Origin of the sequence: Vibrio cyclitrophicus, assembly GCA_023206055.1 — a bacterium.
Lineage (GTDB): Bacteria > Pseudomonadota > Gammaproteobacteria > Enterobacterales > Vibrionaceae > Vibrio > Vibrio cyclitrophicus_A.
Genome location: CP065366.1, coordinates 2,862,462 through 2,877,421, shown reverse-complemented (window position 1 = coordinate 2,877,421; position 14,960 = coordinate 2,862,462). Strand labels below are relative to the sequence as shown.

General features: G+C 45.1%; 13 protein-coding genes. 7 read left to right on the top strand and 6 right to left on the bottom strand.

The genetic code is table 11. The features are described 5' to 3' along the window. Window positions 1-104 precede the first annotated feature (104 nt). From dxs to xseB, 3 genes are read right to left on the bottom strand one after another with little or no spacing between them, the layout of a single operon-like run. Window positions 105-1,988, bottom strand: a complete 1,884-nt coding sequence (gene dxs / locus ITG09_12640) for a 1-deoxy-D-xylulose-5-phosphate synthase (protein UPR51541.1) — start codon at window positions 1,986-1,988, stop codon at window positions 105-107. 21 nt (window positions 1,989-2,009) lie between these two features. Next, window positions 2,010-2,894 carry a (2E,6E)-farnesyl diphosphate synthase gene (ispA, locus tag ITG09_12635; GenBank protein ID UPR51540.1) on the bottom strand — a complete coding sequence of 295 codons (885 nt, stop codon included), beginning with the start codon at window positions 2,892-2,894 and terminating at the stop codon, window positions 2,010-2,012. Window positions 2,895-2,914: 20 nt separating this feature from the next. Further along, a complete protein-coding gene (xseB, locus tag ITG09_12630; GenBank protein ID UPR51539.1) occupies window positions 2,915-3,157 on the bottom strand; it encodes an exodeoxyribonuclease VII small subunit in 243 nt (80 codons plus the stop codon). Between the two features lie 298 nt (window positions 3,158-3,455). Here xseB and pomA point away from each other — a divergent pair, with 298 nt between their 5' ends. The 7 genes from pomA to rlmM all read left to right on the top strand — a co-directional run bounded on the left by pomA (window position 3,456) and on the right by rlmM (window position 10,642). Continuing rightward, window positions 3,456-4,220 carry a flagellar motor protein PomA gene (gene pomA, locus ITG09_12625; GenBank protein ID UPR51538.1) on the top strand — a complete coding sequence of 255 codons (765 nt, stop codon included), beginning with the start codon at window positions 3,456-3,458 and terminating at the stop codon, window positions 4,218-4,220. Between the two features lie 12 nt (window positions 4,221-4,232). Beyond that, entirely contained in the window at window positions 4,233-5,180 is a 948-nt protein-coding gene (locus ITG09_12620; GenBank protein ID UPR51537.1) for a flagellar motor protein MotB, read from the top strand. Window positions 5,181-5,520: 340 nt separating this feature from the next. After that, window positions 5,521-6,969 (top strand): tRNA 4-thiouridine(8) synthase ThiI, encoded by a 1,449-nt coding sequence (gene thiI, locus ITG09_12615; protein UPR51536.1) that lies wholly within the window; start codon window positions 5,521-5,523, stop codon window positions 6,967-6,969. A 672-nt stretch (window positions 6,970-7,641) separates the two neighbouring features. Beyond that, a complete protein-coding gene (locus tag ITG09_12610; protein ID UPR51535.1) occupies window positions 7,642-8,550 on the top strand; it encodes a transcriptional regulator GcvA in 909 nt (302 codons plus the stop codon). Further along, entirely contained in the window at window positions 8,543-9,166 is a 624-nt protein-coding gene (locus tag ITG09_12605; protein ID UPR51534.1) for an alpha/beta fold hydrolase, read from the top strand. The genes ITG09_12610 and ITG09_12605 overlap by 8 nt, the downstream gene beginning before the upstream one ends. After that, a complete protein-coding gene (locus tag ITG09_12600) occupies window positions 9,156-9,554 on the top strand; it encodes a DUF423 domain-containing protein (GenBank protein ID UPR51533.1) in 399 nt (132 codons plus the stop codon). The genes ITG09_12605 and ITG09_12600 overlap by 11 nt, the downstream gene beginning before the upstream one ends. Beyond that, window positions 9,551-10,642, top strand: a complete 1,092-nt coding sequence (gene rlmM / locus ITG09_12595) for a 23S rRNA (cytidine(2498)-2'-O)-methyltransferase RlmM (protein ID UPR51532.1) — start codon at window positions 9,551-9,553, stop codon at window positions 10,640-10,642. The genes ITG09_12600 and rlmM overlap by 4 nt, the downstream gene beginning before the upstream one ends. Window positions 10,643-10,772: 130 nt before the next feature. Here the strand turns inward: rlmM and xni are convergent, their stop codons facing one another. The 3 genes from xni to ITG09_12580 all read right to left on the bottom strand — a co-directional run bounded on the left by xni (window position 10,773) and on the right by ITG09_12580 (window position 14,879). Continuing rightward, window positions 10,773-11,546: a flap endonuclease Xni gene (gene xni / locus ITG09_12590; protein UPR51531.1), complete on the bottom strand. Its 774-nt coding sequence runs from the start codon at window positions 11,544-11,546 to the stop codon at window positions 10,773-10,775. 160 nt (window positions 11,547-11,706) lie between these two features. After that, window positions 11,707-13,071, bottom strand: a complete 1,365-nt coding sequence (locus ITG09_12585; protein UPR51530.1) for an LOG family protein — start codon at window positions 13,069-13,071, stop codon at window positions 11,707-11,709. Window positions 13,072-13,313: 242 nt separating this feature from the next. Further along, entirely contained in the window at window positions 13,314-14,879 is a 1,566-nt protein-coding gene (locus ITG09_12580; protein ID UPR51529.1) for a GGDEF domain-containing protein, read from the bottom strand. Between the last annotated feature and the right edge of the window lie 81 nt (window positions 14,880-14,960).

The window sequence follows — 14,960 nt, the reverse complement described above, 5'->3', positions numbered from 1 at the left end:
AGCGATACACCAAGCTACGTAACGGATACTAAAAAGGTTGACCCTAGGGCCAACCTTTTTTGATTTTGCTGTTTAGCTAAAGATTCACTTACCTAGTTAAGAATCTATTTAGCTAGATAAGCTGAAATTGATTTCTCAATACCCTTGGCATCTAAGCCAAGCTCTTCATGCAGTTCGCCTTGAGTACCTTGAGCAATAAACTTGTCTGGAAGACCAAGGTTCAATACTGGCATCAGTAGCTTTTCTTGCATCAAGAATTCAATCACACCCGCGCCGGCACCACCTGCAATCGCGTTTTCCTCGATAGTAACCAGTACATCGTGGTCAGCAGCTAGTTGTTTGATCAGAGCTTCATCGAGTGGCTTCACAAAGCGCATATCGGCAACTGTCGCATCGATATCATCAGCCGTTTGAAGTGCACTCTCAAGGAAAGTACCGAAGCTCAGGATAGCGACTTTCGAGCCATCTTTTGCTTTTTCGCTTTCGCGAACGATACGACCTTTACCAATCTCTAGCGCAGTAAATTCACTTTGAATCTCAGTACCCATGCCATTACCACGAGGGTAACGAACGGCACTTGGACCTGTGTGCTGGTGGCCTGTGTATAGCATTTGGCGACATTCGTTTTCGTCGCTTGGCGCCATAATCACCATGTTTGGAATGCAGCGCATAAAGCTTAAGTCGAACGCACCTTGGTGTGTTTGACCATCAGCGCCGACAAGACCTGCACGGTCAATCGCGAACATAACCGGTAGATCCATGATAGCCACATCGTGGATCAGTTGATCATAGCCACGTTGTAAGAACGTCGAGTAGATAGCCACAATTGGCTTATCACCCGCAATCGCCATACCCGTTGCTAGTGTCACAGCGTGCTGCTCAGCAATCGCTACATCGAAGTATTGTTCTGGGTATTCTTTAGAGAAACGCACCATACCAGAACCTTCACGCATTGCAGGCGTGATCGCCATTAGCTTAGGATCTTGCGCGGCCATATCACACAGGAAGTCGCCAAAAATCTTAGAGAAAGTTGGTTTAGAGCTGGTGCTCTTCGGCAGACTTGAATGTGCAGGATCGAATTTAGGTACGCCGTGGTAGCCAATTGGATCTTTTTCAGCAGGCTCGTAGCCTTTGCCTTTCTTAGTCATGATATGCAAGAACTGAGGGCCTTTTAGATCTCTCATGTTCTTCAGCGTTTTAATCAGCTCATTCACATCGTGACCGTCAATTGGGCCAATGTAGTTAAAGCCTAACTCTTCAAACATGGTGCCAGGGACAACCATGCCTTTTAGATGTTCTTCTGTACGACGAACCAGCTCTTTAATCGGCGGAACGCCCGATAGCACTTTCTTGCCACCCTCACGAATTGACGTGTAAAGACTGCCAGAAAGAACTTGAGCTAGATGGTTGTTCAGAGCACCTACGTTTTCAGAGATCGACATCTCGTTATCGTTAAGGATAACCAGCATGTCATTGTGAATATCGCCCGCGTGGTTCATGGCTTCGAAGGCCATACCAGCGGTAATTGCGCCATCACCAATCACACTGACGACTTTACGATTCTTGCCTTCTTTCTTCGCACTGATCGCCATACCGAGTCCGGCACTGATCGATGTTGAAGAGTGACCAACAGAAAGCGTGTCGTACTCGCTCTCTTGACGCCATGGGAATGGGTGCAGTCCATCTTTTTGACGGATGGTCGACAAGCGGTCGCGACGACCAGTAAGAATTTTGTGCGGGTATGCTTGGTGGCCAACATCCCAAACCAACTGGTCAAAAGGTGTGTTGTACACATAGTGCAGAGCAACTGTCAGCTCTACTGTACCTAAGCCTGACGCTAAGTGACCACTTGACTGGCTCACTGAGTTGAGAAGATAGGTGCGTAATTCATCACAAAGCTGTGTAAGCGTCTCTTTTGGAAGTAGACGCAAATCCTCTGGCTTATCAGCCAAAGCAAGAGTTGGGTACTTTGATATATCAAGAGTCATAGGTAATGCGCGCTTATTGTCTTAGTTCTTGCGCTCGATGACGTATCGGGCGAACTCTTCGAGTGACTGGGTATTGTATGGGATTGCAGCCAAAGCTTGAAGCGCTTCCTGTAGCAGAGTTTGCGCTTTTTCTTGAGCGTCCTCTAAACCTAACAAAGAAGGGTAGGTGCTTTTGTTCAATTCTTGGTCAGAACCCTGTGGTTTACCCAAAGTTTCAGTATCGCCAGTGATATCTAAAATATCATCTTGAACCTGGAATGCTAATCCAATGGCATCGGCGTACTTGTCTAATTGAGGCATCACTTCAAACGCTTTTTCGCCAGCAGAAAGCGCACCTAAACGAATCGCACATTTCATTAGAGCGCCCGTTTTATTGCGGTGAACTTCTTCTAACTCTTCTAGAGTAACAGAGCGGTTTTCAGCTTCAATATCAAGTGCTTGTCCAATACACATACCTTGTGCACCAGAGGCTTCGGCTAGGCGTTGAATCATTCGAACGCGATTGCTTTCCCCATCTGCACTCAACGTGCCTTCCGCAAGTATAGTAAACGCGAGAGTTTGTAGCGCATCGCCAGTTAAAATAGCCGTTGCTTCATCGTATTTGATGTGACAAGTCTGATGGCCACGACGCAGTTCATCGTCGTCCATTGCTGGGAGGTCGTCGTGAATCAGAGAATAAGCATGAATACATTCGACTGCAGAGGCTGGAGTGTCGAGTTCTTCAGCGGTGCAGCCGAGCATTTCCCCTGTAATGTAGACAAGAAATGGACGTGCGCGTTTACCGCCTAAAAGTAACCCATAACGCATCGCATTGATCAGGTTCTGATTTTGGTGTGGCAGGCGATCAAGCCAAAGGTTCAGTTGCTCGTTATTACGTGCTTGATAAGACAATAAAGTCTCGATCATAGGGGATCTCATACAATTCGTTATTCTGGTTGTGGGTTAAAGTCACTAAGTTCTGCGTTTTCTTCATTTTGCAGTAGGATGCTAACACGCTGTTCTGCATCGTTTAGTTTGCTTTGACCGGCACGAGCGAGGGAGATGCCTCGTTCGAATTTTTTAAGCGCATCATCTAAAGCTAGATCACCATTTTCTAGTTGATCAACCAAGCCATCAAGCTCTTCGATTGCCGCTTCAAAGCTCATATTTTCAGGTTTCTTAGTAGCCATAATAAATCTGCGTTTGGAAAGATGAACGAACGTTACCCTAGGCCGCTGATATGGTCAAATGTAACAAAGGAATTTTGCTAGAAAGTTCGTTTTTAAGGGGCTTGAACTCACTTTGATTGAATAACCTTAGCTTTATCGAGTTTATGCACTACGTATAGGGGTAAAGTCTGCGAATAGTTGTGACTCAAAAACGAAAAGTGTGATACTTAGGCCAAGAATTTACTAAAAGATCTTATAGTCTGGCCGATAAAAAGATTATCGTCGACGTAGAGCTACAAAAAAGCATGAGGAGTGCTCAGTGGATTTAGCAACCCTAATAGGTTTGATTGGTGGATTTGCCTTTGTAATCATGGCAATGATCCTAGGTGGAAGCCTCGGGATGTTTTATGACACGACATCCATTTTGATCGTGGTGGGTGGTTCAACGTTTGTTGTTCTGATGAAGTTCACCATGGGGCAGTTCTTTGGCGCGACTAAAATTGCCGGCAAAGCATTTATGTTTAAAGCTGATGAGCCTGAAGATCTGATCGCGAAAGTAGTAGAGATGGCAGACGCTGCTCGTAAAGGTGGCTTCCTAGCACTTGAAGAGATGGAAATCAGCAACAGTTTCATGCAAAAGGGTATCGACTTATTGGTGGATGGCCATGATGGTGATGTGGTGCGTGCAGCACTGCAAAAAGACATCGCATTAACAACAGAACGTCACGAGCAGGGCGCGAAAGTGTTCTCAGCATTTGGTGATGTCGCACCAGCGATGGGTATGATTGGTACCTTGGTAGGTCTCGTTGCCATGCTTTCGAACATGGATGATCCTAAAGCGATCGGTCCTGCGATGGCGGTTGCACTCTTGACTACGCTTTACGGTGCAATCCTTTCGAACATGGTGTTCTTCCCAATTGCTGACAAGCTTGCGCTGCGTCGTGATCAAGAGACACTAAACCGTCGTCTGGTGATGGATGGTGTTTTAGCGATTCAAGATGGTCAGAACCCACGTGTTATCGATGGTTACCTGAAGAGCTACCTAAACGAAGGTAAGCGCACGATTGATGGTGAACCCGCGTAAGAGGAATTGAAGATGGATGAAGAAAATCCATGTAAATGTCCTCCTCCGGGGTTACCTCAATGGATGGGGACATTTGCTGACTTGATGTCGCTGCTGATGTGTTTCTTTGTACTGCTGCTCTCATTCTCTGAGATGGACGTATTGAAGTTCAAGCAGATCGCAGGCTCGATGAAGTTTGCGTTTGGTGTGCAGAACCGCTTGGAAGTAAAAGACATTCCGAAAGGAACGAGCATTATTGCACAGGAGTTTCGTCCTGGTCGTCCTGAGCCGACACCGATTGATGTGATCATGCAACAGACCATCGATATTACTCAACAGACTCTTGAGTTTCATGAGGGGGAGTCTGAACGAGCGGGCGGTACAATGCGTGACCAAGGCAAGATGACCGGAGGCAAGTCGCCAGAGGTTTCTACTCATGACAATCAAAACTCTGAGTCAGACCAACAGCAACAGCAAGCTGAAGCTCAGTCGCAAGAGATGGAAACCTTGATGGAAAGCATCAAGAAGGCGTTGGAGCGAGAGATCGACCAAGGCGCGATTGAGGTTGAAAACCTTGGCCAGCAGATTGTGATTCGAATTCGTGAGAAGGGTGCATTCCCATCGGGTTCTGCTTTCTTACAACCTAAGTTCCGACCATTGGTGAGACAGGTTGCTGAGTTGGTGAAAGATGTACCGGGCATTGTTCGAATCTCAGGGCACACTGATAACCAACGTCTTGATTCTGAGCTCTATCGCTCTAATTGGGACTTGTCATCACAACGAGCGGTATCTGTTGCTCAAGAGATGGAAAAGGTTCGTGGTTTTTCTCATCAGCGTTTGAGAGTAAGAGGCATGGCGGATACTGAACCAGTAGAACCCAATGATACTGAGTGGCAACGCAGCCTTAACCGCCGTGTAGAAATCAGCATTATGCAAGGTGAGCCGCTTTATAGTGATGAAGTGCCTGTTATTGGTCAGTAGTAGGCAGAGAGACAGCGATTAGTCTTCAGGTACACATACGTTAGTCAGCAGATAGTATCGAAAGCCCAACCTTATGATGAGGTTGGGCTTTTTGTTTTCTGGTCTTCAATGATGCTCTCAGCGGTATTCATGTCGTTTTGAGACCTGCTACTTTTTAATAACAGGCGGTTTAATTATTGGGTTAAAGCAAGCACTCTTTTCCTTGCTTCAATTTCTCATGTATAATTCGCGCCCTTAGATTTAATATTGATCTATTATTGCTTCAATAACTATGTGAAATGACCTTTTGCGTGGTGATGAACCTACTAAAATTTGTGAACCTTATTGGCGTGAAAGTACTATGAAATTTATTGTTAAGCCTCATCCGGAAATTTTTATTAAAAGTGAATCGGTGCGTAAGCGCTTCACAAAGATTCTAGAACGTAATATTCGTACTATTCTTCAGCGTCGTACTGAGTCTGTGGCTGTCTTCAACCGTCGTGACTACATCGAAGTGACGTCTGAGAGCGACAAATACTTTAAAGAAACACTCGAAGTATTGACGCAAACTCCGGGTATTCATCACTCCCTTGAAGTTCAGCAATCAGAGTTTAAAGACTTGCATCATATTTACGAGCAAGTTCTTGAGCGAAGCGGTGCTCTTATTGAAGGTAAGACTTTCTCTGTGCGTGCTAAGCGTCGTGGTAAACATGACTTTACGTCGATTGAGCTAGAACGCTACGTAGGTGGTGGTTTAAACCAAGCGGTTGAATCAGCAAAAGTAAAACTGAAAAATCCAGATGTTACCGTTAAAGTTGAAGTCGAGAACGAGAAGCTAAACCAAGTTATTGAACGTCATAAAGGCCTAGGTGGTTTCCCTCTTGGTACTCAAGAAGATCTGCTTAGCTTGATCTCTGGTGGCTTTGATTCTGGTGTTTCAAGCTACTTACACATCAAACGTGGTTCTAAAGTGCATTACTGCTTCTTCAATCTTGGTGGCCCTGCTCATGAGATTGGTGTTAAGCAAGTTTCTCACTATCTATGGGATAAATACGGTTCATCTGCAAAGGTGAAGTTTATCTCTATCGATTTTGAACCTGTAGTTGCAGAGATCCTTGAGAACGTTGAAGACGGCCAAATGGGCGTTGTTCTTAAGCGTATGTTCATGCGTGCTGGTGGTATGGTTGCAGAGCGTTTCGGCATTGAAGCGTTAGTAACGGGTGAAGCTCTTGGTCAGGTTTCTAGCCAAACACTAACTAACTTGCGTCATATCGATAACGTGACCGATACTTTGATCCTTCGTCCTCTTATCAACTGGGACAAAGAAGACATCATCGACCTGTCTCGTAAGATTGGTACTGAAGACTTCGCTAAAGTAATGCCTGAGTATTGTGGTGTTATCTCTAAGAAGCCAACCGTGAAAGCGAAGAAAGGCAAACTAGAAGCGGAAGAAGCTAAGTTTAACTTCGAAGTGCTAGAGCAAGTGATCGAGAACGCTCGTATTATGGATATCCGTGATATCGAGAAAGAGAGCCAAGAACAGGCACCAGAAGTGGAGCAAGTTCAAGCCGTTGCTGAGCATGCTGTCGTTCTAGATATCCGTAGCCCAGACGAAGAAGACGAAAGCCCGCTAGAGATCGATGGTGTTGAAATCAAACACATCCCGTTCTTCAAGCTTTCAACTCAGTTTGGCGACTTAGATCAAACGAAAGAGTACTTGTTGTACTGTGACCGTGGTGTCATGAGCCGTCTGCAAGCGCTTTACTTGCAAGAGCAAGGCTTCCATAACGTTAAGGTTTACCGCCCATAGTGGTGTGCTGAGCAACCGTTAATAATTTTGCAAAGCCGTTTACTGAAAAGTAAGCGGCTTTTTTATTTTCGATTGTGAATGATTCACAGTGGTCAGACAGAGGCGTGAGTTTGGGCGTGCTATCGTCATGCCCAGCTTTAAAATTTTTGATTGATAGAAATCGTAAGTGATAAACGGGCTTATATGTGACTGAAGAAGTGTGAGCATCTTGAGGAATCTGTTATTTTTTAGTGCTACTCAATGGTTCTATTTGTATGTGTTCAGTTGATTATTTGAGTGGGTGTCTAATTCTGTGATTAACGATGAAAAATAATAAAGATTAATTAGCACAGCTATTGATAAACTTATTGTTACTTTTCTTTGCACATAAAAAAACACCGCCCATAAGGCGGTGTAAACAAATTTGACAGACAGGTCAAAATAAATACAGGAAGTATATGTCTCGTTTCAGTATAGAACTGCAACAAAACATTCGGTAGAACTCTACCCAACTCGAAAAGAACGAGTTTGCAAACACAACATCGCAGGAGCTAAACCAATTGATTCTAGAGAGAATCAAGCCGTTCAGGCTAGCTACTGCGGGATGAAATATAGAATTTCTCTGGCCGCTAGGCAATGGACAAATTATAATGTTTCAGATAAAAAAAACTAATGCTTATTTAGAGAGTAACTATGTCTCGTCGATTACCCCCATTAAACTCGCTAAGAGTGTTTGAAGCCGCAGCTCGACACTTGAGTTTTACGCGCGCTGCAGAAGAGCTGTTTGTTACTCAAGCTGCCGTCAGTCATCAGATCAAAGCGCTGGAAGAGTTTTTGTCTCTGAAGCTTTTTCGTCGAAGGAATCGTTCTTTGTTGCTGACTGAAGAAGGACAAAGCTACTTCTTGGATATCAAAGATATTTTCACATCACTTGCTGAAGCGACGGATAAAGTGCTTGAGCGAAGTGAGAAGGGTGCATTGACCATCAGCTTACCTCCAAGCTTTGCGATTCAATGGTTAGTGCCAAGACTCGCTGACTTTAATCAACAAGAGCCTGATATTGATGTGCGAATCAAAGCCGTTGATATGGATGAAGGCTCGCTGACCGATGACGTAGACGTAGCTATCTATTATGGGAGAGGCAATTGGTCTGGTTTAAGAGCCGATAAGCTTTATCAAGAATATTTAATTCCTTTATGCTCACCTTCGGTGTTGCTAGGAGCCAAGCCGTTAGAAACGCTCAGTGATTTGGCATGTCATACGTTACTGCATGATACTTCTCGAAAGGATTGGAAGCAGTTTGCCAAGCAAAATGGCATTGATGGCGTAAACGTCAATCACGGTCCTATCTTTAGTCACTCAACCATGGTGTTGCAGGCGGCAGCTCACGGCCAAGGCATTGCACTGGGTAACAACGTGTTGGCGCAACCTGAAATCGAAGCGGGTCGTTTGATTGCGCCTTTTGACGAAGTGTTGGTGAGCAAGAATGCCTTCTATGTGGTTTGTCATGAGAAACAAGCTGACATGGGCCGTATTGCCACCTTCCGCGACTGGATGCTGGCGAAAGCGCAAAGTGAACAAGAGGATTTACTCGATGAATAACGTCATCATTGATGGTGAAGACAATCCAATCACCTTTATCTTTGCACATGGTGCTGGCGCAGGTATGGATCATGAGTTCATGCAGTCGGTGGCAAAAGGGTTAGCCTTTAAAGGGATACGAGTTATCCGTTTTAATTTCCCTTACATGATTAAACGTGCTGAAGATGGCAAGCGTCGTCCACCTGACCGAGCCCCTAAGCTGCTTGAAGCCTACCAAGAGATTATTGAGCAGGTTGATGCTGATAAGCTTGTGATTGGCGGAAAATCAATGGGAGGGCGTATGGCGAGCCATTTGTCTGAAGTTGATAAGGTGGCAGCGATGGCGTGTTTGGGTTTTCCTTTCCATCCTCCAGGTAAGCCTGAGAAGTACAAAGGTGAGCATCTTGCTGAATTAGAGAAACCTTGTTTAATTTTACAAGGTGAACGTGACACCTTTGGTAAGCGTGAAGAGTTTGCTGATTTTGATCTGTCTGGTTCTATTCGTGTTGAATTTATTCCCGATGGCGACCATAGTTTTAAGCCTCGTAAGAGTTCTGGCTACACCGAACAGCAGAACATTGCTTTAACCGTTGAGAAGCTATCGGCGTTTATCAAAGAGGTGCTTAATGAGAAGTAAGTATTTACTCACCTTTGCAGGTTTCTCTGGCGCAATAGCCGTAATGCTAGGTGCCTTTGCCGCTCATGGGTTAAAAGCTGTCTTGACAGAGTATCTGCTAGGCGTGTTTGAGACGGGTGTTCAGTACCAGTTTATCCATACTCTGGCGATATTGGCGTGTGGCGCTCTGCTACAGATGAAACTTGGCGCTAAATCACAAAAATATTTTTTCATTGCGGCAATTTGCTTTATCATCGGCATCCTTTGTTTTAGTGGCAGCCTTTATGGCTTAGCACTGACAGGAATAAAATGGTTTGGCCCTATAACACCGTTTGGTGGTCTACTATTTATCATTGGTTGGGGAGTCTTCTCCTTCGCTGCTTTGAATATAAAAGAGGTAACTCAGTGAAACACGTACTACTTTATTGTCGCTCTGGTTTTGAAAAAGAATGTGCTGGCGAAATTCAAGACAAGGCAACACAACTGGAAGTGTTTGGTTTTCCTCGCTTAAAGAGCAATACAGGCTTTGTATTGTTTGAATGTTATCAAGCTGGCGAAGCCGATAAGCTGATCAAAGAAGTTGATTTCCAATCACTGATCTTTGCTCGTCAAATGTTAGCGGTTGCTGTTGAAATCAAAGATCTCCCAACAGACGATCGTATCTCTCCAATTCTTGAGGCGCTTTCTGAGAAAGAAGGTTTCCCACGTTGTGGTGATATCCGTATTGAAACGCCAGATACCAATGAAGCGAAAGAGCTTTTGAAGTTCTGCCGTAAGTTTACCGTGCCGATGCGTCAAGCAATGCGTGGTAAAGGCCTGATGACTGCGAAAGATAACGCTAAGAAGCCAGTGCTTCATTTATGCTTTATTGCGCCGGGTCACTGCTTTGTTGGTTACTCTTACCCAACCAACAACTCACAGTTCTTCATGGGCATTCCTCGTTTGAAATTCCCATCAGATGCGCCAAGCCGTTCTACATTGAAGCTAGAAGAAGCATTCCACGTATTCATCCCTCGTGATGAGTGGGACGAGCGTCTGGCTCCGGGTATGTGGGGCGTAGATTTAGGTGCGTGCCCAGGTGGTTGGACTTACCAATTGGTTAAGCGCTCTATGTTTGTTCACTGTGTCGATAACGGCATGATGGCAGATAGCCTAATGGAAACGGGTCAAATTAAGCACCACATGGTGGATGGCTTTAAGTTCGAACCTGATCGTAAGAACGTGACTTGGATTATTTGTGACATGGTTGAGAAACCTGCACGTGTTGCTCACTTAATGGGTGAGTGGATCATCAAAGGCTGGGCGAAAGAAGCTCTGTTTAACCTTAAGCTGCCAATGAAAGGTCGCTACGATGAAGTACTGCAAGATATCGAGAACCTAAAACAGTTCCTTATCGATAACAAAGTTAAATTCAAGATGCAGGCGAAGCACCTATATCATGACCGCGAAGAAATCACGGTTCATATTCAGTCGCTTTCGAATATCTCGCCGTACTAATATTTTCATTACTATGTCAGTGATAAAGAAAATGCTCCTTTAAGGGGCATTTTTTGTATTAGAGGCATTACATAACAAAGGCTTTCTACAATAGAGCCTTTTAGAAATTGTGTCTTTGTGAAACAGGGACTTAGGCGTTTGCTTCGTAACGAATGTCTTGTAGATTGAACCCTAAATCAATATCGGTTTTGAGTGCCGATACTTGCTTACATACACGAGCGGATTCGATGTGTTCGTCGAACTTTTTACGATACTTTTTCGGTAGGTCTTCTGCTTGGTAAGCTGCTTCTATATCTGGGTAAGTGGTCAATATCTCTTTGGCTGCTTTTGGCCCGACACCTGGGATACCTGGTACTTGGCTAGAGCTTACGCCCGTTAATCCCCAGTAATCTGCCAGTTGTTCGGGTTTTACGCCAAACTCAGCTTCGATAAAGGGTTTGTCTAACCAGCGGTGCTGGAAGTAATCTCGGATCTGTAGAGTGGGTGATAGCAGCTGGCAATACCCTTTGTCTGTCGAGATTATGGTGACGATTTCTCCGTGGTCAGCCACTTTCTTTGCCAGTGTTGCGACGAGATCATCTGCTTCATCGCCATCAGACAGCAGTGAATCAATGCCTAACTCCCACCAAGCTTGTTGAATAGCATCAAGGCCTTTCATCAATGGTTCTGGCATCGGTTTACGGTTCTGCTTATAAGCAGGGAGCACATCTGCGCGCCAACCTCGGTCTTGTAAATGGTGATCAAATACCGCGATGATGTGGGTGGGCTTTGATTCATTCAGAATCTTATTGAGAGTGCGAGTAGTGGTGGTGATGGTTCTTGCTATATCGGTTGGATCCGGCTGAACAGAGTGCACGCGTCGGATGAGGTTTAAGGCATCGATAATAACAAGATGGATAGACATAAGTTTCCACTAAATAGGCAATAAAAAAGGGGCTGCTAGCCCCTTATAGTAACGTATCACTAGGTGAGTTGAAACGTTAGCGACGTAAACGTCATAACCTGATTAACTTTATGCCTGCCAATTGGTTATCACTTGTTTGGTTACTCGTGAATGAGTGTGCTTAATCGCTCGGTGCGATTTTATAGCAAGGCACGTAGTCCGTACCGCCCGGTAACTTCATTCGATGTTGCTCAACAAAGTCATTCAGCAGTTGGTCCATTTTAGTCATTAGCTCTTTGTCGCCATCAATTAGGAACGGGCCGTGCTTCTCGATCTCCAGAATACCCTCAGCTTTGACGTTACCTGCCACAATGCCTGAGAACGCTTTACGTAAATTAGCGGCTAGGCTCTCTGTTTTTTGGTCCATATGAAGATCAAGCGCCGCCATAGACTCATGAGTCGGGTCGAATGGCAGTTGGAACTCAGGTTCAATATGCAGTGACCAGTTGTAGCTATAGGCATCGCCGGTCTCTTTACGGTGAGAGCGTACATCTGGCATCGCTTGCTTCATGATCTTCGCAGCGCGTGCTGGGTCGTCAATCACGATCTCATAATGTTTCTGCGCATCAGGTCCTAGAGTTTCACCAATGAACTTATCGATTGAGCGGAAGTAAGCTTCGCTCTCTTTCGAGCCAGTTAAGACAATCGGCATTGGCTGCTCGGCATTATTCGGATGCATCATGATCCCTAAGATGTACAGCAGCTCTTCAGCCGTCCCGGGGCCACCAGGGAAAATGATGATGCCATGCGCCATACGAACAAACGCCTCAAGACGCTTCTCGATGTCTGGCATAATCACTAGCTCGTTCACGATTGGGTTTGGTGGCTCAGCCGCAATGATTGAAGGCTCTGTTAACCCTAGATAGCGATGATCAGTGTAACGCTGTTTTGCGTGACCAATAGCCGCTCCTTTCATTGGGCCTTCCATCGCACCCGGTCCACAACCGGTACAGATGTTCAGTTCACGCAGGCCTAATTCATTACCCACTTCGCGAGTGTATTGGTATTCGTTGGCGTTAATCGAGTGGCCACCCCAACACACGATCAAGTTAGGCTCAATGCCCGGCGTCAGCGCACCTGCATTTCTCAATATACCAAACACAAGGTTAGTAATGTGAGTGGCATTAGTCAGGTTGAGCCTTTGGTTATCAGCTAAGTGCATGTTGACGTAAACAATGTCACGCAGCACTGAAAATAGGTGTTCTTGAATACCCTTGATGATTTCACCATCGACAAAGGCATGCTCAGGTGGGTTACTCAGTTCGAGTTTGATGCCACGTTCACGGCGCACCACCTCAACATCGAACGACAGATATTTGTCGAGTAACTCTTTGGAGTTGTCGGTGTGGCTACCCGAGTTTAGGACCGCTAACGTACAGTTACGATACAGTTGGTACAGATCACTAGATGCGGTTTTCTTAAGACGCTCAACCTCTAGTTGAGAGAGTAAATCCATGCTACCGGCAGGGCTGATATGAGTGATCATAGTGCCTCCTTGTTGAAAAGAGCAGGGGCGTTGAAATGACCCTCTGGCTCGAGAGTGAGAAGCAAACGTTGAAAGTGTTTGGTTAAAGGTGGGAGAGAGTTAACCAGACAAAACGGATACGACAGCGTTGCTTGCCAAGAATGCTTGTTAAGCGAATGTTAATCATTAGCTTAGCAAACATTGAGGGAAATGGTATGTGATAAGTATTTGAAAAAATGAAATAAATTAAATCTAGGGCTGGCTTAGTGCCAAACAAGTTGGTTGTTACCGCGTTGTTTTGCTTTATTTAGCGTTGTATTGAGCCGTTCTAACACTTCTTCAGGTGTATCTGACTCTTTAAACTGAGTACTTACCGCGCATAGGGTAATCGTGATTTGTTGGTCACGGAACTTAAAGGGTAAGCGGCTTACTTGAGCTTGGATGTTTTGAATCACCTGGTGGCAATATTCATCGGTTTGCTCTGGTAGCAGTAAGACGAACTCTTCACCTGAAAAGCGAGCCACAGTATCAGTTGTGCCTGCTTCTTTGGTGATGGTTCTTGCGATGATTTTAAGTGCCTTATCACCCGCGGTATAACCAAAGCTGTCGTTGATGGCTTTGAAGTTGTCGATGTCGAGCAGGACTACACGTAGCGAGTGCTGCGCGCGGATCCAGCGGCGGTACTCAAGCTCTAAGCGATCGGTAAAAGCAGTGCGATTGTAAACCTTGGTTAGAGGATCAAGCAGCATACGCTGAGCCTGATCTTCCAAACGTTTACGGTAATCTTGGGTCACTTCATAGAGTGAATCTAACTGAGTCTTTCCGTAACTCATTCTCTCTATCAGAGCTCGTTCTTTTTGCTCTGCGTGGTTCAACCTTTCCGAAAGAGAGGCGATTTCACTGAGTAGCGGGTTAATCGACAGCTTTAAACTATCAATATCCTTCGCTTTATCTACCGAACTTTGGCTTCTAGTGACAAGTTCATTTAACTCAGAGTTCAGACCTTGGCGGTGCTCAAAGTAGCTCTGGCTCTGGTCGGCATTTTGGTCTGCCGTTTTGATGCTGGACGCTAGAGAAGAGTTAAGCTGATCAATAAATTGTTCAGACTTTTTACGTTCTAGATTGGTACCTTCAATAACCAGCTTGAGAATTTGAAGCGTCAGCTCAAGTAGGTTTTGTGTTGAAACACCAAGCAGCAGTTTTGCTCGAATATCGGTAAGCAGATCACCCGATTCACCCTCGAAGTCGAGTTCAGTGATCAAGTGTTGTAATTCGTTTGATAGGTCAGAAAGGAGTTCTTGCTCTGGAGATTGTGCAGCGTCGGCAAAATGCGTGCGTGAGTTATTCGCCATAATCTTTATGGCACGCTCATAAATACCGAGAAGTTTCATGGCATGGTCGACTTTCTGACTGCCATTGCATTCGGAGAAGCTAAGTAAGTTTCGTAGGTCGCGTTTTAGCTGTGCTGGAAGGCCAGTTATGCGTTGCAGCGTTTCCCCACTGTGCTTAATGCTATCGTCCAGATATCCGTTCTGTTTATCCATAGCCAACGTTTTCTGCTTAAGCATCCTTTCTAATACCGCCAGCTTTGGGATCATCGAGCTAATGTCTTTTTGTTTTTCTAGCTCTTCCCTAAGGGCAATGAGATTTTCATCTAAATGGCTGTTGCTGCCAACACATGCGTCACTTAAAGATGTGACGATACGCTTTAGAACTTTTTGTTCTCTAATAAACTTGAACGAGGTGTCTCTTTGCGTCAAACGGACTTGCTCCAACTGAGATTTCAGCTGGTGGAGTTGCGCCTGAATGTCTTTTTCAAGAATGCCCATAGATGTATTTATTAGCGCCGCGTAGACCGATCTCGATCATTTTGATGAAATTCCGTTATAGCGATAATAACAAAACTAAAA